Source organism: Mycobacterium sp. Aquia_213 (assembly GCF_026625985.1).
Taxonomy (GTDB): Bacteria; Actinomycetota; Actinomycetes; order Mycobacteriales; family Mycobacteriaceae; genus Mycobacterium.
In genome coordinates, this window is the sequence record NZ_CP113116.1 from 1287795 (window position 1) to 1306861 (window position 19067).

The following is a 19067-nucleotide window of genomic DNA, read 5'->3' on the forward strand; positions in this document are numbered from 1 at the left end:
GATGACGCCACACGTTTTGGCAGTGGGAGATCAACATCGTCCTCAAGGGAGTCGCGGCTTGGGTGGCCATCGACGGGAACGGCAATCACGAGAGTTTCGACCAACCAGTGCGCCCGAGGACAAAGACAACATCGGCATCGGCGAGTCCCTGAGCAGGCTTCCACCGCGGGTGTTGTCGGCCGTCTTCGGTGTTCCCGAGGACGCTTTCAAACCCTTCAAGAAGGTTGACGGCGCGATCACCATCCTTCGATCGCCGTAGCCGACGCGCAATAGTTGTCGGAGGGCGTGGCTAACGTCCTGGTTATGAAGTTCATTTCGACCCGCATCATCACCGCAGACGTCAAACGGCTCGTTGCTTTCTACGAGCTGGTCACCGAAACCGCCCCGGTCTGGGGCAACGATCTGTTCGCCGAGATTCCGACCGCCATCGGAACGCTGGCCATCGGAAGTGACAAAACCGTGCCGCTGTTCGGCGCGGGTTCCGCCGAAGCGGCCGCCAACCGCAGCGCGATCCTGGAGTTCATCGTCGAGGACGTGGACGCCGAATATGAGCGACTCAGGGGGAGCGTCGGCGAGATCGTGACCGAGCCAACGACAATGCCGTGGGGCAATCGCGCGCTGCTTTTTCGCGACCCGGATGGAAACCTGGTCAATCTGTTCACGCCGGTGACCGACGAGGCGCGCGCGAAGTTCGGGCGTTGAGGATCCGACCGACGGTTATTGCGACTCGTCCGCAGTGAAGACGTCGATCGGCCGACCGAGTGTCAACATCACCAACGGGATTTGACGGCTGGTCGACTGCTGATAAGTGATATACGGCGGGTACAGGTGGGCCATATACGCCCACACCTGATGGCGTTCCTCGCCTTCGGGTTCTCGCCACGTTGCCTCGAACGCTTGGGTTGCGATCTGCACGCCGATCGTGGTGCTCGCCAACACATTCAAGTACCAACCCGGATGAGTGTCGGCACCGCCCTTCGATGCGACGATCACGATCTCGCCACCGAAGTTACCGTAGATCAACGGCCGGACATGAACGTTCGCCGACTTGCGACCCACACATTTGATCAAGCAGTTCGTGGTCATCGCACGGCCCCCGATCGCACTCAGGTCCAGGATGTGGCCCCGGGTGCCACCGGAGCTCAGATAGGACTCGAGGTGCTCGCTGATCCAGTCGCCTCGCGCTGCTCGGATCGCGGCGGCATCGGCGTCGCCCATGGGTGGCTCCTAAACGTAGACGGGGCGAAGGTGATTGGACTGAACCTGCGTCGTTGACTTCGCCGGGCGCAATCATGTAACCATGAGCCCGCCAACAGGGTCGCGCCGGAGTTTCGCTTCCACGGTTAGCGGCGCAGACTGATGCTTTGACCGGGAAGCGAGACTCGCGATGCATGACGACGACGTGCGCGATGCGCTACGGCGCCACTGGGCGGCCTCGGACGCGAACGACTTCGACGCCGAGCACGAAATCTACCGCGACGATGCGGTGCTCGAATATCCGCAATCGGGCGAGCGCATCCGAGGTCGACAGAACATCCAGGCGTCGCGTGCCGCGCAGCCGAACTCGAAGCGATTCACCGTGCGCCGGCTGCTGGGTGGCGGCGATCTCTGGATCAGCGAACTCGTCCTCACCTACGACGAGCAACCGTTCTACGTGGTGAGCATCATGGAATTCGACGGCGGGGAAGTGGTCCACGAAGCCCAGTACTTCGGGGAAGCGTTCGAGCCGGGACCGTCGCGCGCTCAGTTCGTCGAACACTAGCGGTGACGTCGCGGGCCGACCATTCTTAGGAGATGGCGACGGTAATGCGCACCAGACCGTGGGTTCGGCTATTGGTGGGTAGCGGGGTGGCGTTGTCCGCTTTGGGCCTGGCCGGCGGTGTTGCTGCGGCGGCTCCGGCCCCCGTGCCCAGCAACCACTGGTGCCCCGGTCAGCAGTGGGATCCGGCCTGGGGTACCAGCTATCACTGGGACTGGAATCAGTGCCACGACTGGCAAGGCCCGGCACCGGCGGGCTGGGGACCCTGGGGACCTCCGCCGCCGTGGGCGCCGCCAGCCCCGCCGCCACCGGCGTGGGCGCCTCAGGCTCACCTGATGTGGAACCCGACCACCGGTGTGTGGGGATTCTTCAACAACGGAATATGGACGCCGGTGTAGCCCGACGCCGGCACGAAGGAGAATCGGACATGAGTGGTGTTCCCAGCCGTCAGGCACGCCTTGCCCACGCGGCACAGCATGCCGACTTGTGGAACGCGGGCAAGAAAGACGAATGGGTGGCATCGTGGCGGACCATCTGCCCGGGCGAGGTCCGCATGTTCGATCCGGTCGGTACCGCGGAGAAGCATGAGATGGCGTGGGTCTGCGAGAACCACTTCGGTACCGAACCGGACGTCCAAATGGCTTACAGCATCGAGACATTCGTCTGGGACGACGACGGCAACCTGCTAATCAAGACGTACTACCCGATGCCGGAATCGGTCGGCGCCGACAGCGATCCCTACCCGCACCTGCTCGGGAACCAGCCGTAAACCAGACGGTAGGGTCGCCGCATGCCGCTGCATTACGTCGACCCGACCGAGGAGTACGGCCGCTGGTATCGGGCGCTGGAGCGATTCGGCCGCTCGCGTACCGGCGGCTTCATGGCGCGGCACCTGTTCTGGCACATCGATCCGTGGCTGTATCGGGCAACGGGAGGGCGCTACCCGTCCATCCTTGGCGGGCTGTCGTCGGCGCCGTTGATCAGCACGGGCGCCAAATCAGGTCAGCCGCGCGAGCATCAACTCGCCTACTTCCACGATGGGCCTGACGCGATCCTGGTCGCCTCGTATCTGGGACAGCCCAAGAACCCGCAGTGGTACCACAACCTGAAGGCTCACCCGGAATGCCGACTGGGCGACGAGAGCTTCGTCGCGGTGGAGGTCACCGATCCCGACGACTACGAGCGGCTGTACACGTTTGCCGAGCACGTCTGCGTCAACTACGGCGATTACCGGGTCAAGGCCGCTGCCCTGGGGCGACGGATTCCGGTTTTCCGCCTCCAGCCCGCGCCGGCGGGATAGGGCCTGGCCAAGCCGGCTCAGCAGTACCGTTTCGAGAAATATGCATTCCCGTGACTTATTTGCTGTACGTGCGGCGCACGCCATTATTTAATTGACAGGTGATGCACGCCACAAATTTTGGCTTGCTAACTATCTTGTTGCTAGTGTCCCTCGGCATGATTGTTCTTGCATCGTTGATGTCGCTGATCAATCAGGTATCCGGGACGCCCTATATTGTGGGTGGAGATTCTCCTGCGGGTACCGATTGTTCGGGACTTGTCTCGTGGGTTGTCAATGCGGCAACCGACAGGCCGGTTTACGGAGACCGATTTAATACTGGAAATGAAGAAGCCGCGCTTTTGGCGCGGGGCTTTCAATATGGCACGGCTCCCAACGCGTTGGTTGTCGGCTGGAACGGTGGCCACACGGCAGTGACCCTGCCGGACGGCACCCCGGTGTCCAGCGGCGAGCGTGGCGGGGTGCACGTCGGTGGTGCGGGCGCTTACCAGCCCGGATTCACGCACCACATGTTCTTGCCGATGCCGCCGGACGGTGACGGCGCTCCAATGGGGCTGCCCCGTCTGCCGCCTCCGCCGCCGGACGCACCACCTCCGCCGCCGGATGCACCGGCCGTTTTGGTTGGTGCCGTGGCGCCCGACATGCCGGCTCCGCCGGCCCCGGAATTGCCGCCTCCCGGCAATCCCGGAATTCCGAGTTGATAAAGAATCGGATTGCGCAAGCGTTATCTTTTTTCGCAGAAAGAACTGCGACATGGATCACACTGATCGCATTGCGTGCTGGGATCAGTGAAGTAGTCGTAGAAACCACATCGTTGTGGGCTACGTCACATTCTCCTGAAGGCCGGCGCAAATCCGATTAGCGCACAACCAATGCAAAGTCCGCCTAGACGTCAATTCAGACATCTAGGCGGACTTTGCTGTTGCGGTGAGTCAGGGGCCACACGGACCCGAAATGCCACTCCTGTCACAGCACGCACCTGGGCCGCCCCGGCGGCCCATATATCCTGGCGCTGGCCGCCCAGGATGGGTAGGCAAGCGCGTTGGGAGCTGCGAGCACGAGCGGGGACCGCAATGATCTTCATCGTCGTCAAGTTCGAAACCAAACCCGACTGGGCCGACCGCTGGCCGGACCTGGTTGCCTCGTTCACCGCGGCCACCCGCGCCGAAGCGGGCAACCTGTGGTTCGAGTGGTCGCGCAGCCTGGAGAACCCTGCGGAGTACGTCTTGGTCGAGGCGTTCCGCGACGGTGACGCCGGCGGTGTCCACGTCAACAGCGATCACTTCAAGCAGGCGATGCAAGAGCTTCCGCAGGCGCTGAAGTCGACGCCCAAGATCATCAGTCAGACGATCGACGGGACGGGCTGGTCCGAGATGGGGGAGATGACGGTCGACTAGCCGCCGTGTCGAGCGCCGTGGGTGCTGGCGGCTACCTCAGAGTGGAGTTCGACTGGGCCTAGCGACGCTCGGTCGACGGCTCGGCCGAAGACCATGGCCTCCCCGATCCGGTCAAACTGATTGTCGACCGCGTCCGCGAGATAGTTCTGTCCGACCTTCCACGGCCGCCTGGTGCCGGATTTAGGGAGCGCATCCGGGGAGCGTAAGACGTAGCTTGCCTTGAGATCCCACAGCTGTTTCTCCGGCATGGGCTGCTCGCCACATTGCGGGTAGGCGTAGGTGTAGCCACGAGATATCATGTACGCCAGCAGCTTTGCTGCGGCCCGGGCGATCATGTCGGCACGCAGTGTCCACGAGGCATTGGTGTAGCCCACGCACCAAAACAGGTTGGGCACCTCGTCAAGCATGTGCGCCTTGTAGACGAAGCGATCCTGCGGATTGATCTCACTGCCGTCGAGGCTGATCCGTACCCCGCCAAACGCCTGAAGTCGTAAACCGGTTGCGGTAACCACGATGTCGGCGTCCAAATGCCGACCCGACTTCAGCGCGATACCGGTGGCGTCGAAGTGGTCGATGTGGTCGGTGACCATCTCGACCCGGCCGTCGCTGATGGCGTTATACAAGTCGGCGTCGGGTATCAGGCACAGCCGCTGATCCCATGGGTCGTACCGCGGCTTGAAGTGCGTGTCGACGTCATAGCCCCGGGGCAGATTTTTGACCGCCAAATGGCGCAACCACCACTTCATGATGGCCGGCGCACTGCGCGCGAAAAGGAATGTCATGGCCTCAGAAAGCGCAAAGCGCTGTCGAAGTATCCGGTGAGCTACGTTGCGTGGCAACGCTTTACGCGTGGCATTGGCGAACGCACTGCGCCTCGACCCGGGCATGAGATAGGAGGGCGAGCGCTGTAGCATGCTGACTCTTGCGGCTCGCTTTGCTAGCGACGGGATCAACGACACCGCGGTGGCTCCGCTACCTACGACCACCACGTTCGCGCCCGAATAATCGAGTTCCGGAGGCCAGTGCTGCGGATGTACGACGGCGCCGCCGAACCGCTCGACACCCGGCAAGTCGGGGGTGTACCCGTCGTCGTAGTTGTAATAGCCGGATCCGAAGAAGACGAACCTAGCGCGGTAGGACCGCTCGACTCCGTCTTGCGCAGCGGTGACCGTCCAGGTGTCCGTAGCTGAATTCCATTCCGCAGAGCGGACATAGCTGCCGAACCGAATGTGACGGTCGATCCCGAATTTGTGCGCAGTCCTCGTCAGGTACTCGCGAATCTGGTCGCCACTGGCGACCGCTTCCTGGTGGACCCAGGGCTCGTAGGGAAAGGAGAGCGTGTAGATCGAACGTGTCGGAGCGAACGCCCGGGTATCGGAACAGATCCCAGGTGCCACCAATTTGGTTGCGTCGCTCCAAGATCGTGTAGCTCAGTTGTGGATTGCGCTGCAGGATCCGGTAGGCCGCGCCGATTCCGGAGATACCGGCGCCGATGATGATGAGGTCGTAGCTGTCCAGGTCGCCGTTGTCGTCGCCGACGCGCTGGGGACTTACCGTCATTGCAAGCTCCCTATGAATTGCGCTATGGGTGACCACTGCCACTCATTACGTTAACGCGTAAATGGTTTGTCTGCAATATATTTGGAGAACGATTCAATGAGAACTGTTGGTGCCGTAGATGTTAACGAACGTGCTTGTCAGTCGGCTTTGATTGGAAGCCCTTGACATGTCGTGATGTAACCAATGTCCGGCGATATCCAGGCCTGCCATTGTTGTCGGCTCATATTGTCCTCGATCTTGCTGCACAACATGTCTGGCGTCGCGACAGCGGGCCACAGCTCAATGGTGGTGTCGTCACCGGCGGTTGCAATGCGCCTTCCATCGGGACTGAATGCCACGGCGAACACGGCCGAGTTCATGGCTATTGGCTCCATGACTGGTCGCTGATCGCCCGCGTTCCACAGTCGTACCGCGCGGTCGCGGCTACCTGATACGACGTACCGCCCATCAGGGCTGAAAACTGCATCCTGAACTGAGGCAAGGTGTCCCGTCATCGGTTTACCGATCGACTGCCCCCTCTCGACGTTCCACAACCGCACAGTCTGATCAAGACTTCCGCTAACGAGACTGTGACCATCTGGGCTAAACGCGACGCTGTTGACGGACTCGACATGTCCCCGCAGGGGACCGCCGATGGGCTGGCCGGTGTCGGCGTTCCACAATCTGACCGTCTCGTCCGAGCTACCGCTTGCCAAACGATGCCCGTCAGGACTGAACGCGACCCCGTTGACAACGTCGTCGTGTCCCAAAAGTGGTGGTAATAGCGGCTGGCCGGTGTCGGCGTCCCACACTCGCACACTGTGGTCGTAACCACTGCTCACCAGGCGGTGACCGTCGCTACTGAACGCCACACTGGTGACGGCGCCCGTGTGTCCGAGCAGAGGCGGCAGCAGCGGCTGGCCGGTGGCGGCATCCCACACCCGCACTGTGCCGTCTTGGCCTGCGCTCGCGACGCGACGTCCATCACCGCTGAACGTCACACCGTTTACGCCGCCTTGGTGTCCGCTGAGCGGCTGCAACAGCGGCTGGCCGGTGTCGGCGTTCCACAATCTCACGGTTTCGTCGCCGCTGGCGGTCGCTAGTCGGTGTCCATCGGGGCTGAACGCGACGCTGGTTACCACGTCGGTATGGCCGGTGATGCGTTGGTTGATGTTCCACAGCCGCAGGGTGTGGTCACGCGAGACGCTGGCAAGGTGTTGCCCGTCGGCGCTGAACGCCACCGACATGACCTGTGCGAAGTGTCCGACAAGCGGCGGCCCGAGTGGTTTCAAGGTGTATGGATCCCACAGGCGCACAGTCGCATCGGTGCTGGCGCTGGCCAGGGTGTGTCCATCGGGATTGAATGCCACCTGAAAGACCGCGGCGCCGTCGATGTGGGCCGTGCTGATCGGTTGACCGGTGGCGGCATTCCAGAGGCGTATTGACCAGTCATCCCCCGCGCTCGCCAGGTGATGCCCGTCTGGGCTGAAGGTGACAGTAAGTACCCCACTGGTGTGTCCGATGAAGGGTTGACCGATGGGTTGACCGGTGTCGGAATTCCACAGCCGCACAGTGTTATCCAGGCTGGCGCTGGCCAGGCGGTGCCCATCCGGGCTAAAGGCCACAGACCTCACGGCGGCCCGATGTCCTTTGATTGCAGGGAATAGCGGCCGTCCCGTGTCGACATTCCACAGCGACACGGTGCCGTCTTGGGCCGCGCTGGCGAGTCGATGCCCATCGGGGCTGAACGCCAGACTGTGTACCGCGCCGGCGCGGCCTTTCAGCGGTTCGCCAATTGTCTTTGCGGTGTCGGCGTTCCACAACCGGATAGTGCCGTCCCAGCTGCCGCTAGCGAGCAGGTGGCCGTCGGGGCTAAACGCGACACTGGCGAGATCGGCGGTGTGTCCCAGCAGCGGGTCCCCGATCGGTTGACCGGTGTCGGCGTTCCACAGCCGGATGCCACAGGCGTCACCCGTGGCGATACGGTGCCCGTCGGGACTGTAGGCGACGGAGAACCCGTCCGAACCGATGTCCACAATTCGTGACGTCGTCGCACGGACTGCTACCGCGTGCAGAAGCGCGCCGTCGTCTTGCTGGGGCGCCAATCTGCCGGCGGCCAGGATCTCCTGGAATGCCTTGACGTCACCGCCCTGATTGGCCCAGGCCAGCATGTCGGCGCCTTCTTTGTTGAGACGCGAAGCAATCGCCTCGTCGCGCTGCTGCAACGCGTCGCGGCGCTGCTGGATGGCTTCTCGTCCCTTCACGACCGCGAATGACGCTGCCACTAGCGCGATTACCGTAAGCGCGGCAAGGGCTGCGACCGCCGCCGCCCGCAGGCGGCGGAAACGGCGCTGTTCTCGGAGATCGTCGCTGGCTAATTCGTCTTTGGGCTTGCCATGGATGGGCGCGGCCAGCGCGGTGATTTTGTCTCGGAAGACCAAGTCGCCCAGGTCCCATGGCGCGTGACCGCTGACGTCGATGAATAGGGGTTCGGCCGGCAGTGCACCGGGCTCGGTCAGCGCCGGAGGTCCAGCATTGGACAGCAGCGGGTCAAATCTCGAATTTTCGGTGTCCCACTGAATGTGGCCCTCGGCGACCACCATGATCAGGTTCTCGTGCCCGCGGTGTTCGAGCCAGTAACTGACTTCCCTGTTCACCCAGTACGAGGCGGCCGCCTGGGGCGAGAGGACCAGAATCAGGTACTGGGCGCGATCCAGCGCATCGGTGATTCGGCCCCACAAGTCCGGAGCGGCCGTCAGATCGGTGTCATCGCGAAACACTCGCAGCGCGCGCAGTTGACCGAACCGCCGCCCAATTTTGTGCAAGCCTGTTTGAATCGCGGTCGTGACCGCGCGATCACGGTGGCAATAAGACAGGAATGCGTGGTATTCGGTGTGAGCTCGTGGGCTGGACGCGCCGACGGATTGCGTTCCCATCGGTTGCGAAATGTTAGTCGCACCGGGCGAAGGCCGGGGGGATCCGGGCCAAACTTCTGGCCCTAATTGCAATCCCATGACGCTTCCGCTGTGGAACGGAGTGTGAGGACTTTGCCGCTTGGTCGCTTCGTTAGCGGAACCATAGTGAGAACCCTTGGTCTATGTCGAAAATTCGGCACCAGGAACGGCTATACGACGCAAACATAGTAGTGTCGGGCATTGCCGTCAAGACGGTGTCGGACCACAGTCCAGGGCTACCGGCGTGCCGCGGCCTGCTGTTTTGACGGTCTCGCCAACCTGCGCCGGCTCGGCTTGATTTGACCAGTCCTTGCCGTCCTCCCGCACCGCCCACTCGTCGGCGTCGGCGTGCATGGTGTGTCCCGAGTCCGACGTCCGTGTCCGTGGGGCGCTGCGTTGTTCGGCGACGGTCCCGACTCGAGTGGAGCTCTCCCATACCGGGCGTGACCGAAAGCCCAACTGGCGCATGCTCCACAACGTGCCCGCCAAACTTCGCACCGCGGCATTGAGCAGATCCGGGTGGTTGCTCTCGACCACCGACCAGGCGACCAGCTTGTCGTGGATCTTGTGCGAGTCGTCGCGCGGCGAACCGTATTTCCAGCCGTTGCGCCGGTAGTAGTCACACCAGTCCTCGTGCTCGGCCCTTGCCATGCTCATTGCCGAGTCGTGATCGAAGCCCATCAGAGCAAGTTGTTGCAACGGTGGTAATCCCGCCATGTCGCTTCCGGACAGCTGCGCGGGTGGGTTGCCCCAGGTGTTCCAGGTATGTCCGGCGATCTGTTCCACCATCCATAAGGCGTTGCGGACCTGGCGCCGGTTGGACCCGCGGTAGAACTCGTTGAGCTCGGCCCATGGCATCGCGGCGGGGGAGCGGGGGCCCTCCGGGTCGATCGTCGCGACGTAGCGCTCATGGATCAACCGTGCCGCGCGTTCCCACGCATCCTGGACTTGACCCTCGCGGGTGTCCAGCACCAGGGAGTAGGACTGCAGCAAACCGACAACCCGCGACGAATCGTCGGCGCCGCGGGCGCTTTGGTCCCAGGCGAAGATCGCCATATCGGGGAAGCGGGCGGCCAGCCTGGTACCGGTTGTCGCGGAATGGTTGTCCACCAAGATCACCGCACTGGTCGCGGGATCGGAATCGCCAATCAAACGCAGCAGAGTGGTTATCGTCGGCGCCTCGGCTATCGCGTCGATGGCTGGTCCCTGTGACATGAATCCGGCTTGCCGGCGGTAGAACTCGTGATCGCGCAAATACTCCTCGGCATCCCTGTCGACCAGGGTGAGGGCGGGCAGTGGGACCGTTCCGGGCGGGGTGTAGAAGTCGCGTTCCAGGGCGCGTTGGGTCAGGTCCGCGCACAACGCCAGGGTCAATTGCGAAGTGCCGCAGACGAATACACGATTGTTTCGGCCCGTCGCGATGATGCCGTCGAGGAGCCGGCCCGCGGTCACCTCGTATTTACCGACCACATCGGCCGCCCATCGGGTGTCGGAGCCGCCGAATTGCTGGGCGCGCCACGCCTGGGCCAGCCAGGGGTCGTCCATCCGCACGATCAGGGGCAACCGCTGCTTGTGCGCCACCTCGGAGACTCGATCACCGATCACGTCCAGCCACAACAGGTTGACTGACGGGTCGGGCGTCATCAAGTAGAGCCGCGACAAATGCCGCCACAACCGTAGCGACGCCAGGCTGGACGGGTTGTCGAAGTCGACCAGCACCACCCGGGCGCCCTGCATGCGGGCCCGCTGCGTGCGGTCATTCGCGGTGTTGGTGATCACGACCAGGGTGCCGCGCCGGTCGAGCGTCCGCGCGACTGCGCCGATCATCGATTCGGTGTCGTCGTCGACACCGACGATGGCAGTGACGGACTCGGCGAGGTTGGCCCGCAGCCGGTCCAGCTGAGAGCGGAAGATCCCGGCCACGACGCCACCCAAACCGGTGAAGATCGCCGCCAACGCCGCCAACCGCGCTACTTGGAGTCCGACCGGGGTGACGCGGGCAAAGTTTCCCCGAAATGGTGGCATCGCGTGGGTCGCCCTTGATCATCTGGGCGGTCTCCATCAGCGGCGTGAAGAATGCCGGATGATCCGCGTCGTGACATCCCCAATACGCGCACAGGCCCAGGATCGCGCTGACGGTGAAGAGGACGGCGATGACGGTGAACGAAACACCGACCACCCGGTGGCTTGCGCTCGATCGGAAGGTCAGCACACACACGGCTGCCAGAAACGCCACCGAGATCGCGATTGTCACCGTCGATCCGGGCCGGCCGAACCACCGCAAACCAGACGGTAGGGCGTCAACGATGGACGGCTGCAACTCCACCGCGGCCAGATAAACGACCAGCAGCAGGCCAGCCGCGGGCGCAACCCGCCGTCCTAGCGGCGCTGTTCTGGTGCGAGGCGGCCCCCAACGTCGAGTGATTTCCGGACGAGACGACGCCGGACGCGTTGGTTGCTCAATTCTCGCTGGTGGCATCTGCAGATCCTTTGGCTCGGACTCCTGGACCAGCGCATGTGTCGGTTATTCGACACTGCATTCGATAATTAACGTAAGCGCGGTGGGTATAGCCGTCAAGTCCTCCGGCCGGGAGTAGCGACGGCGTTGGGCGTTTTTTCATCGACTGTTTGTCCGGACGCGGCTTTGCTAAGCGCGTTCGTGGGTCGGCACCGCGGCCGAGTTCAGCAGATCTCTTGCAGTGGAAGGGGTTTCAGACTGTCGGGTTGGCACCGACTTGCTCAGTGGCTGGGTGCGGTACCCATCTCGAGCCGCTTCTCCATGTCTCTGGCGGCCGCACGGAGTCGTTCGCCCAGAGAGCGCACGGTCGGTCCGTCCAGCTTCCCGAACGGCGTCACGCTTACCGACATCGTCACTACGCCATTGGTGTCGAACAGGGGGGCGTTAATGGTGGCGATGTTGAGTGTGGTTCCGGAGCCCATTTCGCCCTCGAGCGCGTCAATGATGGTCTCCTCGGCCAGGGTGTTCGCCAGCCGGGCGACGACGACATCGATCTCGCCATCACGGGTCAGGGCTTGCAAAGCCGCCCAGACTCGCATGGTCTCCCGACTCATTCTTTCCACCACATAGCGCCGCTGGCGGATCTCGCTGAACACGGTCTCAATCCGGCTGCGTAGCAGCGCGGTGGGTTCACCGATGGCTCGCAGCCATCCGTTCTGGGCTTCTGGACTCGCCCACGCGACAAAGTCTCGCCCAAACGGAGCCAACATGGGCAAACGCATCCCCCGAGTCACCGGATACCCAGCCGAAAGACCTTGACCGGCAACGTCAATGATCACCATCTGCTTGTCCTGCAGTTGGGTGAGCATGACCGGAATCTCTATATCGGAAGCCAGGCTCTTGAGTTCCGCACGCAATATCGATGCATCGGGCCTAGTCAGGGTGGCGAATCCCGGTCCCACGCTGTAACCGCCTGTCTGGGGGTCACGCGTTGCCCACTCATGGGCCACCAAGGTGATCATGATCGCGTGTCCGGTCGCCCGGCTGAGCCCCAACCTTCGCGACATCTCCGCCAATGAGAATTGCCGGCGCGGTTCAGCACTCAGCAGCTGCATCACCGCGATGACTCTCTCGGTGGGCGGAGACGGCATGGCCCGACCTGGCCGCCTCAGCCGACCATTGCCACGTGTCATATTTCCGGGATACGTCGAATATTCAACACAAGCAAGCATAGGGCCCGCGAGTCGACCTGCCCATGTCGGCCGACCAGGTGTACTAGCCGACGACCACTTGGATTTCTTCGCCCAGTTGATATCCCGGTGCCAGGGGCAGCGTGTCGCCGCTCCAGAACTTGCCCGGGTCGAACCAGTTGGCGTCCTTGTCGGTGACAAGCAGTCCCATCTCCTCGTAGGTGATCGCCACTGTCTCCGCGCAATAGGCCGTGGCCAGGCTTATCTTGCGCTCTTCCCGACGGCGTCGGGTCTGCTCGCGAACTTTCTTGTCCACCACCGGGATCCCGCGCACCCAGTCATAGGCGGTCGGCAACCTCCCGCGGAACCACCGGCCGGTCAGGCGTGCGGTGGTCGGAAACGCGGTGCCGTCCATCCGCGCGATCACCCGCAGCAGCTTGTCTTCCTGCTCGCGGGTGGCGTGCGGAGTCAGCTGGCGCAGCCAGCAGCGTTGGTGGTAGCGCTCGCCCCACTGCAGGACGGCCTGGCGCAGATCGTTGAGCTGCACGCCGCGGTGGTTGGTTCCGGTCCACATGTCGACCAGCTTGTCGCCCAATTCGGCATGCCAGATCAGCGGCGGCAGGTCGTCGATGGCCACCGTCATGCCAACGTGATTCACCGGCGCGTTCGTCAACGTTTGGATCGCCCGGTCGGGTCCCGTTCGGCCACGGAAGAGCCAAAGATCGCCCGTCCGGGTCTCGTTCAGCGCCTGGTCAAGGGTGAGCATGGCTTAGGAGTTCGCCAGCACGGCACGCGCGACAGCGCGGGCACTGGCGGCCGCCGGATAGCCCGCATAGCCGGTCATGTGGTAGATGACCTCGCTGATTTCATCGATCGTCAAGCCATTGCGCAGCGCGATCGGGAAGTGTGCCTTCAGTTCCTCGGAGGCCCGCAACGCGATCAGCGCTCCCAGGGTGACCAGGCTGCGCGAGCGGCGGTCCAATCCGGGCCGCGTCCACAGCGATCCGAAGACATGATCGAGGCCCAGCTCGAGGAGTTCGCCGGCGACGCCGTCGTCACTAAGGCTGGTGGCGTTGTCCGGGATCAGGCCGGGCAGCATCTCCTTGAAGACTTCCAGGCCCTGAGCGCGCGCATCAGTCATCGGGTTATCACCTTTCATAAGGGTTTTCGGGAGATCTGGTAGTCGATGTAGCCGTCCCAGTCCTCGAGGCGACGGCGCAACTCCTCGACCACTTGGGGATGGGTGGGCACGAAGAATCGGTTGTGCAGGATCGCGTCGGCGACCAGGTCCCCGACGGTCGCCGGGTCGAGCAAGTCGAACTGCTCGCCGGGAGTGCGCAGTGGGGCGCCGTCGCCGAAGGTCGGCACGTCGGCCGCGATATTCGTCAGCACCGGCCCCGGGCAGAGCAAGGTGACGCCAATGTTCTTGGGCCGCAGGTAGATTGCCAGCCCCTCGCTGATCTGGACGATCGCGGCTTTGGTTGCCGCATACGGCATTCGGTCGTAGGAGTAGGTGAAGAGTCCGGCGAAGGAGGCGGTGTTGACCAGATGTCCGCTGCCCTGATCCAGCAGCAGCGGCAGGAACGCGGCGTTGCTTCCGACCACCGACATCAGGTTGATGTCGAGGATGCGTTGCCACTCTGCGACGGGAATGTCTTGTGGCAGGCCGTTTGTCAGGACTCCGACGTTGTTGACCACGATGTCGACCCGGCCGAACCGCTGCAAACTCGCGTCTCGAATGCGTTCGAACGCGGCGGGATCCGACACGTCGGCGCGATGCGGTAGGACCGCGGCGCCCCGGTCGTTCAGCTCATCGGCGAGCACTTGGATGCCCGCGTCGTCGCGGTCGACCGCCACGAGGTGGGCGCCCCGCTCGGCCAAGGTGTAGGCGATGGCACGACCGATGCCGCTGGCCGCTCCGGTGATGACGGCGACCTTGTCGCGAAGGGTGTCCATGGCGGTAATAGCGTGTCAAGTATGCGCAGCATTTGGAAGTGGATCGGCCTGGCCGGCGCCGCCGGTGTCGTCGCCGGGGGCGCGCTGGTCGTGCGTGATCAACGCAAACGCCGCGCCTACACCCCCGACGAGATCCGTTCGAGGCTGCATCAGCGGCTGGCGGAATCCGACGCCGGCTCGGGTTCGACCTCCACCGCGTATAAGCGATAGCTGCCCGTAAAGCCCTTCAACTCGACGTCGCGGCCGTCGTCGAAGCCGATGTCGGCACAGCCGCTCAAGGCGTCGCGCACCGATTGGCTGACCAGGATCTCGCCGCCGACGGCTTGGGCGGCGACGCGGGCCGCCATCGCGACGTTGCGCCCGAACAGATCGTCGCCGCGGCGTACCGAGCGCCCCATGTGGATGCCGATTCGCACCCGAATCTCCTCGTGCCGCTTGCGTTTTGCGTCCTTGTGCAGTTCGTGCTGAAGGTCGATGCCGCAGCGCACCGCCTGTTCGGCCCGCGCGAAGGCGATCATGAAGCCGTCGCCCTGGCTCTTGACCACATGGCCGGACCGGCGCTTCACCAGCCCCGAGACGAGCTTGTCGTGCGAGCTGATCAGCCTGACCCAGGCCCGGTCGCCGATCCGTTCGTTGAGCGCGGTGGACTCCTCGATGTCGGAGAACAGAATCACCACCCGCCCGTCGGGCGTCACCCGGGCGAGATCGGGGCGTTCGACCTCGGCCCAATCGGCGAGGTCTTCGATGTTGCTGCGCACCGCCGCCCCGAACCCCTCCTTGAGCATCACGTTGGCGGTGTTCCACACCGTCTTGACGGCCCCGCGGCCTCCGGATATCAGCCGATTGCGAGCGTCGGCACGTTGCCTTAACTCCTCGGCTTCCTCGCGGCTACGAACAAGCAACCTCCAGATCACACCGAGTGCGCAGGCTTCGATCACGGCAACGCCGGCTAGGACGTAGACCGCGATATGCAATGCATCACCCACGTCACGCATCCTTGCAAAGCACGCGATGGCTTCCGGTTGTCGGCCCTATCAGCAGTGTCTAGGGTTGAGTGCGATCACCCCCGGGTAGTGAATCTCAAGTGAACCGATCCGGTGACTTTTGGGAGGTTCGGTCTTGGCCGACGACGGCGGTGATTCGTCTAACCTGCTGGTGATCTTCGGAATTACCGGCGATCTGGCCCGCAAGATGACGTTTCGGGCGCTGTATCGGCTCGAGCGCCGCAACCTGCTGGACTGCCCGATCCTGGGTGTGGCGAGCGACGAGATCAGCGTCGAGGAGCTGATCGAGCGGGCGCGCGGCGCGATCAACGACGCCGGGGAGAAGATCGACGACGCGGTGTTCGATCGACTGGCCAATCGGTTGGACTACGTGCACGGCGACGTCACCGACCGCGATCTCTACCACCGGCTCGCCGAGATGATCGGTTCCGACTACCGCCCGCTGTATTACCTCGAGATGCCGCCGGCGTTGTTCGCGCCGATTGTCGAGGGCCTCGCAAGAGAGGGCCTGGTGCAACGCGCACGCGTCGCGGTGGAAAAGCCGTTCGGCCACGACCTCGACTCCGCGCGCGAACTCAACGAGCGATTACACGCGGTGCTGGAGGAAGACCAAATCCTGCGGGTCGACCACTTCCTGGGCAAGCAGCCCGTGGTGGAACTCGAATGCCTCCGGTTCGCCAACCAGGCGCTGGCCGCGCTGTGGGACCGCCAGAGCGTGTCGGAGATCCAGATCACGATGGCCGAGAATTTCGGCGTCGACGACCGCGGCCGGTTCTACGACAAGGTCGGCACCCTGCGCGATGTCGTGCAGAACCATCTGCTGCAGGTGCTCGCGACGGTGGCGATGGAACCACCCGTCGGGGGCAGCGCCGACGACCTCAACGACAAGAAGTCCGAGGTGTTCCGCGCGATGCCGCCGCTGGATCCCGACCATTGCGTACGGGGTCAGTACCACGGCTACACCGACGTCGCCGGGGTGGCAAAGGATTCGCAGACCGAGACCTTCATTGCGCTGCGGACCGAGATCGACAACTGGCGCTGGTCCGGGGTGCCGATCTTCCTGCGGGCCGGAAAGGCGCTGCCGGAGAAGGTTACCGAGGTGCGGCTGTTTCTGCGCCGCGTTCCCCAGTTGGCTTTCCTGCCGCACCGCCGGGCGGCCGAACCCAACCAGATCGTGCTGCGCATCGACCCCGACCCGGGTCTGCGACTGCAGTTGTCGGGTCAGGTCGACGGCGAGTGGCACGACGTCCACCTGGACTCCTTGTTCGCCACGGACCTCGGCGAAGCAGAGGGGCCGTACGAACTGCTGTTGCACGCCGCGCTGACCGGCGATCGGCAGCTTTTCGCGCGGGAAGACAGCATCGAACAGACGTGGCGCATCGTCCAGCCACTGCTCGACAAGCCGAGCGAAATCCACCCCTATGAGCCCGGGTCCTGGGGGCCCGAGGCCGCGCAGTCGCTAGTCCGCGGTCACCGCCATTGGCAAGACCCGTGGTTCCCTCCAAAAACGCAGTCCGAACAGTAAGGAGACCAGAAATGCAGCTGGGAATGATCGGCCTGGGCCGAATGGGCGCCAACATCGCTCGCCGGGTGGCCGACAACGGGCACGAAACCGTTGTGTACGACCACAATTCCGACGCCGTCAAAGCGATGGCCGACGAGCCGAACACCACCGGTGTGTACTCCCTGGAGGAGCTGAAGGAGAAGATGACCGCGCCGCGCGTCGTCTGGGTGATGGTCCCCGCGGGCACCATCACCCAATCGGTGATCGAGGAGCTGGCCAAGACGCTCGAGTCCGGCGACATCGTGATCGACGGTGGCAACTCCTACTACCGTGATGATCTCAAGCACTCAAAGCTGCTGGCCGAGAAGGGGATTCACCTGATCGACTGCGGTACCAGTGGCGGGGTGTGGGGTCGTGAGCGCGGCTACTGTCTGATGATCGGCGGCGACGACTACGCGTTCGAGCACGCCGAGCCGCTCTTCAAGACCATCGCGCCCGGCGTCGACGCCGCGCCGCGTACCCCGGGCCGCGACGGCGAGGTCGCGCAAGCCGAAAAGGGTTATCTGCATTGCGGTCCGTCCGGTGCGGGGCACTTCGTGAAGATGGTGCACAACGGCATCGAGTACGGCATGATGGCCTCCCTCGCCGAGGGGTTGAATATCCTGCGCAATGCCGACATCGGCAAGCGCGTCGAAGCGGGCGACGCTGAAACCGCGCCGCTGTCCAATCCCGAGTGCTACCAGTACAACTTCGACATCGAGGACGTCGCCGAGCTGTGGCGCCGCGGCAGCGTCGTCGGCTCCTGGCTGCTGGACCTGACCGCGATCGCACTGCACGAATCGCCGACCCTGTCCGAATTCTCCGGGCGGGTCTCCGACTCGGGGGAGGGCCGCTGGACCGCCATCGCGGCGATCGACGAGGGTGTGCCCGCACCGGTGCTCACCACCGCGCTGCAGTCGCGCTTCGCCTCACGCAGCCTCGACGACTTCGCCAACAAGGCGCTGTCGGCGATGCGCAAGCAGTTCGGCGGGCACGCGGAGAAACCGGGAGTGGGTGGCTGACGCGGCGATGGCGAGGGCGGCGAAGCCGGGCGATGCCGGTCGCCGCCATCGGGCTCAGCCCGTCAGCCGCTTGACGAACTCCACCACGACGTCGCTGAAGGCGTCGTTGTCGTCGCCGGCCGCCGTGTGTCCGGCGTCGGACAGCTCGACGAACTCCGCACGCGGAACCGTCGCCAGGAAGTGCTTGACGCCTTCGGGACTGACGACGTCGGAGAGCTTGCCACGGATCAACAGGACCGGAATCTTCAGATCCGCCGCGGCCTGCTCGAAGTGCTCGGTGCGCAGTTCCGGATCGTCCCCGGGGGCGGTCATGAACGCCGGATCCCAGTGCCAGTACCAGCGTCCGTCGCGCATCCGGAGGTTCTTGCGCAGCCCTTCGGGGCTGCGCGGCTTTTCCCGGTACGGCAAGTAGGCGGATACGGCGTCGGCCGCCTCCTCGAGGGAGCCAAAACCGTGCAGGTTGGTCAGCATGAAATCCCGGATGCGGGCGCTGCCGGTCTTCTCGTACCGCGGCACCACGTCGACCAGCACCAATCCGGTTACCTTCGCCGGGCCCGCGCTGTCGGCGACCAGGATGCCGGTCAACCCACCCATGCTGGCCCCGATCAGCACGACGGGGCGGCCGATGGCGTCGAGGATGTGCAGGACGTCGGCCATCAGGGTTTCGATCGCGTAATCCGCGCCCGGCGCGCGGTCGCTGTCGCCGTGCCCGCGGCTGTCCAGCGCGACGACGTGGAAGCCCTCGTCGGCCAGGACCTGGCCGGTGTTCTTCCAGGAGAATCGGTTTTGGCCGCCGCCGTGCAACATCAGGATCGACGGTCGGCCCGTGCTCGCGGCGTCGCGGTTCCATTCGTCGGCGACCAGGCCGATACCGCCCTCACCAGCGAACTTGACCGTCTCGGGACTGCTGCTCACCGTGCTCATCGAACTGACGTTACATAGTCGCTC

At 63.9% G+C, this 19067-nt stretch carries 19 protein-coding genes and 1 pseudogene; 10 read left to right on the plus strand and 10 right to left on the minus strand.

Annotated features, from left to right (window positions below; translation table 11 throughout):
• Nucleotides 1–303: 303 nt before the first annotated feature.
• Nucleotides 304–702, plus strand: coding sequence for a VOC family protein (locus LMQ14_RS06205; protein ID WP_267733917.1), 399 nt, complete (start codon nucleotides 304–306; stop codon nucleotides 700–702).
• Nucleotides 703–717: 15 nt separating this feature from the next.
• Here the strand turns inward: LMQ14_RS06205 and LMQ14_RS06210 are convergent, their stop codons facing one another.
• Complete coding sequence (locus tag LMQ14_RS06210) at nucleotides 718–1218, minus strand: nitroreductase/quinone reductase family protein (RefSeq protein WP_267733918.1); 501 nt, start codon at nucleotides 1216–1218, stop codon at nucleotides 718–720.
• A gap of 169 nt (nucleotides 1219–1387) precedes the next feature.
• Here LMQ14_RS06210 and LMQ14_RS06215 point away from each other — a divergent pair, with 169 nt between their 5' ends.
• The 6 genes from LMQ14_RS06215 (at nucleotide 1388) to LMQ14_RS06240 (ending at nucleotide 4453) form a co-directional block, all read left to right on the plus strand.
• Nucleotides 1388–1762 carry a nuclear transport factor 2 family protein gene (locus LMQ14_RS06215; protein ID WP_267733919.1) on the plus strand — a complete coding sequence of 125 codons (375 nt, stop codon included), beginning with the start codon at nucleotides 1388–1390 and terminating at the stop codon, nucleotides 1760–1762.
• A 32-nt stretch (nucleotides 1763–1794) separates the two neighbouring features.
• Nucleotides 1795–2157 carry a hypothetical protein gene (locus LMQ14_RS06220; protein ID WP_267733920.1) on the plus strand — a complete coding sequence of 121 codons (363 nt, stop codon included), beginning with the start codon at nucleotides 1795–1797 and terminating at the stop codon, nucleotides 2155–2157.
• 29 nt (nucleotides 2158–2186) lie between these two features.
• Complete coding sequence (locus LMQ14_RS06225) at nucleotides 2187–2528, plus strand: hypothetical protein (RefSeq protein WP_267733921.1); 342 nt, start codon at nucleotides 2187–2189, stop codon at nucleotides 2526–2528.
• A 21-nt stretch (nucleotides 2529–2549) separates the two neighbouring features.
• A complete protein-coding gene (locus LMQ14_RS06230) occupies nucleotides 2550–3059 on the plus strand; it encodes a nitroreductase/quinone reductase family protein (protein ID WP_267733922.1) in 510 nt (169 codons plus the stop codon).
• A 98-nt stretch (nucleotides 3060–3157) separates the two neighbouring features.
• Nucleotides 3158–3757, plus strand: a complete 600-nt coding sequence (locus tag LMQ14_RS06235) for a peptidoglycan endopeptidase (RefSeq protein WP_420714618.1) — start codon at nucleotides 3158–3160, stop codon at nucleotides 3755–3757.
• Between the two features lie 372 nt (nucleotides 3758–4129).
• A complete protein-coding gene (locus LMQ14_RS06240; protein WP_267733923.1) occupies nucleotides 4130–4453 on the plus strand; it encodes a putative quinol monooxygenase in 324 nt (107 codons plus the stop codon).
• On the opposite strand, the pseudogene LMQ14_RS06245 reads toward LMQ14_RS06240, so the two are convergent.
• The 7 genes and pseudogenes from LMQ14_RS06245 to LMQ14_RS06275 all read right to left on the minus strand — a co-directional run bounded on the left by LMQ14_RS06245 (nucleotide 4450) and on the right by LMQ14_RS06275 (nucleotide 14550).
• A pseudogene (locus LMQ14_RS06245) lies at nucleotides 4450–6013 on the minus strand (flavin-containing monooxygenase). The gene LMQ14_RS06240 and the pseudogene LMQ14_RS06245 overlap by 4 nt on opposite strands.
• A 137-nt stretch (nucleotides 6014–6150) precedes the next feature.
• The gene (locus LMQ14_RS06250; RefSeq protein WP_267733924.1) at nucleotides 6151–8928 is read right to left on the minus strand and encodes a TIR domain-containing protein; all 2778 of its coding nucleotides are present in this window, start codon (nucleotides 8926–8928) and stop codon (nucleotides 6151–6153) included.
• Nucleotides 8929–9153: 225 nt separating this feature from the next.
• Nucleotides 9154–10971 carry a hypothetical protein gene (locus LMQ14_RS06255; RefSeq protein ID WP_267733925.1) on the minus strand — a complete coding sequence of 606 codons (1818 nt, stop codon included), beginning with the start codon at nucleotides 10969–10971 and terminating at the stop codon, nucleotides 9154–9156.
• A gap of 714 nt (nucleotides 10972–11685) precedes the next feature.
• On the minus strand, nucleotides 11686–12555 hold the full coding sequence (locus LMQ14_RS06260) for an IclR family transcriptional regulator (RefSeq protein ID WP_267733926.1): 870 nt from the start codon (nucleotides 12553–12555) through the stop codon (nucleotides 11686–11688).
• Nucleotides 12556–12679: 124 nt separating this feature from the next.
• Nucleotides 12680–13360 carry a guanylate cyclase gene (locus tag LMQ14_RS06265; protein WP_267733927.1) on the minus strand — a complete coding sequence of 227 codons (681 nt, stop codon included), beginning with the start codon at nucleotides 13358–13360 and terminating at the stop codon, nucleotides 12680–12682.
• 3 nt (nucleotides 13361–13363) lie between these two features.
• Nucleotides 13364–13735 carry a carboxymuconolactone decarboxylase family protein gene (locus LMQ14_RS06270; protein WP_267733928.1) on the minus strand — a complete coding sequence of 124 codons (372 nt, stop codon included), beginning with the start codon at nucleotides 13733–13735 and terminating at the stop codon, nucleotides 13364–13366.
• A 14-nt stretch (nucleotides 13736–13749) separates the two neighbouring features.
• Nucleotides 13750–14550: an SDR family oxidoreductase gene (locus tag LMQ14_RS06275; RefSeq protein WP_267733929.1), complete on the minus strand. Its 801-nt coding sequence runs from the start codon at nucleotides 14548–14550 to the stop codon at nucleotides 13750–13752.
• Between the two features lie 21 nt (nucleotides 14551–14571).
• Between LMQ14_RS06275 and LMQ14_RS06280 the strand changes: the two genes are divergently transcribed.
• Entirely contained in the window at nucleotides 14572–14760 is a 189-nt protein-coding gene (locus LMQ14_RS06280) for a hypothetical protein (protein ID WP_267733930.1), read from the plus strand.
• On the opposite strand, the gene LMQ14_RS06285 is transcribed toward LMQ14_RS06280, so the two are convergent.
• Complete coding sequence (locus LMQ14_RS06285) at nucleotides 14700–15545, minus strand: adenylate/guanylate cyclase domain-containing protein (protein WP_267733931.1); 846 nt, start codon at nucleotides 15543–15545, stop codon at nucleotides 14700–14702. The genes LMQ14_RS06280 and LMQ14_RS06285 overlap by 61 nt on opposite strands.
• A 124-nt stretch (nucleotides 15546–15669) precedes the next feature.
• Between LMQ14_RS06285 and LMQ14_RS06290 the strand changes: the two genes are divergently transcribed.
• Complete coding sequence (locus LMQ14_RS06290; protein ID WP_267733932.1) at nucleotides 15670–17079, plus strand: glucose-6-phosphate dehydrogenase; 1410 nt, start codon at nucleotides 15670–15672, stop codon at nucleotides 17077–17079.
• An 11-nt stretch (nucleotides 17080–17090) separates the two neighbouring features.
• Entirely contained in the window at nucleotides 17091–18119 is a 1029-nt protein-coding gene (gnd, locus tag LMQ14_RS06295; RefSeq protein ID WP_267733933.1) for a phosphogluconate dehydrogenase (NAD(+)-dependent, decarboxylating), read from the plus strand.
• Nucleotides 18120–18173: 54 nt separating this feature from the next.
• Here gnd and LMQ14_RS06300 read toward each other — a convergent pair whose 3' ends face one another.
• A complete protein-coding gene (locus LMQ14_RS06300; protein ID WP_267733934.1) occupies nucleotides 18174–19043 on the minus strand; it encodes an alpha/beta fold hydrolase in 870 nt (289 codons plus the stop codon).
• Nucleotides 19044–19067 lie beyond the last annotated feature (24 nt).

Bases quoted from the DNA above. Each gene is read 5' to 3' on its own strand.
- LMQ14_RS06280 (WP_267733930.1), top strand. From the start codon at position 14,572: ATGCGCAGCATTTGGAAGTGGATCGGCCTGGCCGGCGCCGCCGGTGTC.
- LMQ14_RS06250 (WP_267733924.1), bottom strand. From the start codon at position 8,928: ATGGGAACGCAATCCGTCGGCGCGTCCAGCCCACGAGCTCACACCGAA.
- LMQ14_RS06260 (WP_267733926.1), bottom strand. From the start codon at position 12,555: ATGCCGTCTCCGCCCACCGAGAGAGTCATCGCGGTGATGCAGCTGCTG.
- LMQ14_RS06270 (WP_267733928.1), bottom strand. From the start codon at position 13,735: ATGACTGATGCGCGCGCTCAGGGCCTGGAAGTCTTCAAGGAGATGCTG.
- LMQ14_RS06215 (WP_267733919.1), top strand. From the start codon at position 1,388: ATGCATGACGACGACGTGCGCGATGCGCTACGGCGCCACTGGGCGGCC.
- LMQ14_RS06285 (WP_267733931.1), bottom strand. From the start codon at position 15,545: ATGCGTGACGTGGGTGATGCATTGCATATCGCGGTCTACGTCCTAGCC.
- gnd (WP_267733933.1), top strand. From the start codon at position 17,091: ATGCAGCTGGGAATGATCGGCCTGGGCCGAATGGGCGCCAACATCGCT.
- LMQ14_RS06210 (WP_267733918.1), bottom strand. From the start codon at position 1,218: ATGGGCGACGCCGATGCCGCCGCGATCCGAGCAGCGCGAGGCGACTGG.
- LMQ14_RS06220 (WP_267733920.1), top strand. From the start codon at position 1,795: ATGGCGACGGTAATGCGCACCAGACCGTGGGTTCGGCTATTGGTGGGT.
- LMQ14_RS06240 (WP_267733923.1), top strand. From the start codon at position 4,130: ATGATCTTCATCGTCGTCAAGTTCGAAACCAAACCCGACTGGGCCGAC.
- LMQ14_RS06275 (WP_267733929.1), bottom strand. From the start codon at position 14,550: ATGGACACCCTTCGCGACAAGGTCGCCGTCATCACCGGAGCGGCCAGC.
- LMQ14_RS06230 (WP_267733922.1), top strand. From the start codon at position 2,550: ATGCCGCTGCATTACGTCGACCCGACCGAGGAGTACGGCCGCTGGTAT.
- LMQ14_RS06225 (WP_267733921.1), top strand. From the start codon at position 2,187: ATGAGTGGTGTTCCCAGCCGTCAGGCACGCCTTGCCCACGCGGCACAG.
- LMQ14_RS06205 (WP_267733917.1), top strand. From the start codon at position 304: ATGAAGTTCATTTCGACCCGCATCATCACCGCAGACGTCAAACGGCTC.
- LMQ14_RS06300 (WP_267733934.1), bottom strand. From the start codon at position 19,043: ATGAGCACGGTGAGCAGCAGTCCCGAGACGGTCAAGTTCGCTGGTGAG.
- LMQ14_RS06265 (WP_267733927.1), bottom strand. From the start codon at position 13,360: ATGCTCACCCTTGACCAGGCGCTGAACGAGACCCGGACGGGCGATCTT.
- LMQ14_RS06255 (WP_267733925.1), bottom strand. From the start codon at position 10,971: ATGCCACCATTTCGGGGAAACTTTGCCCGCGTCACCCCGGTCGGACTC.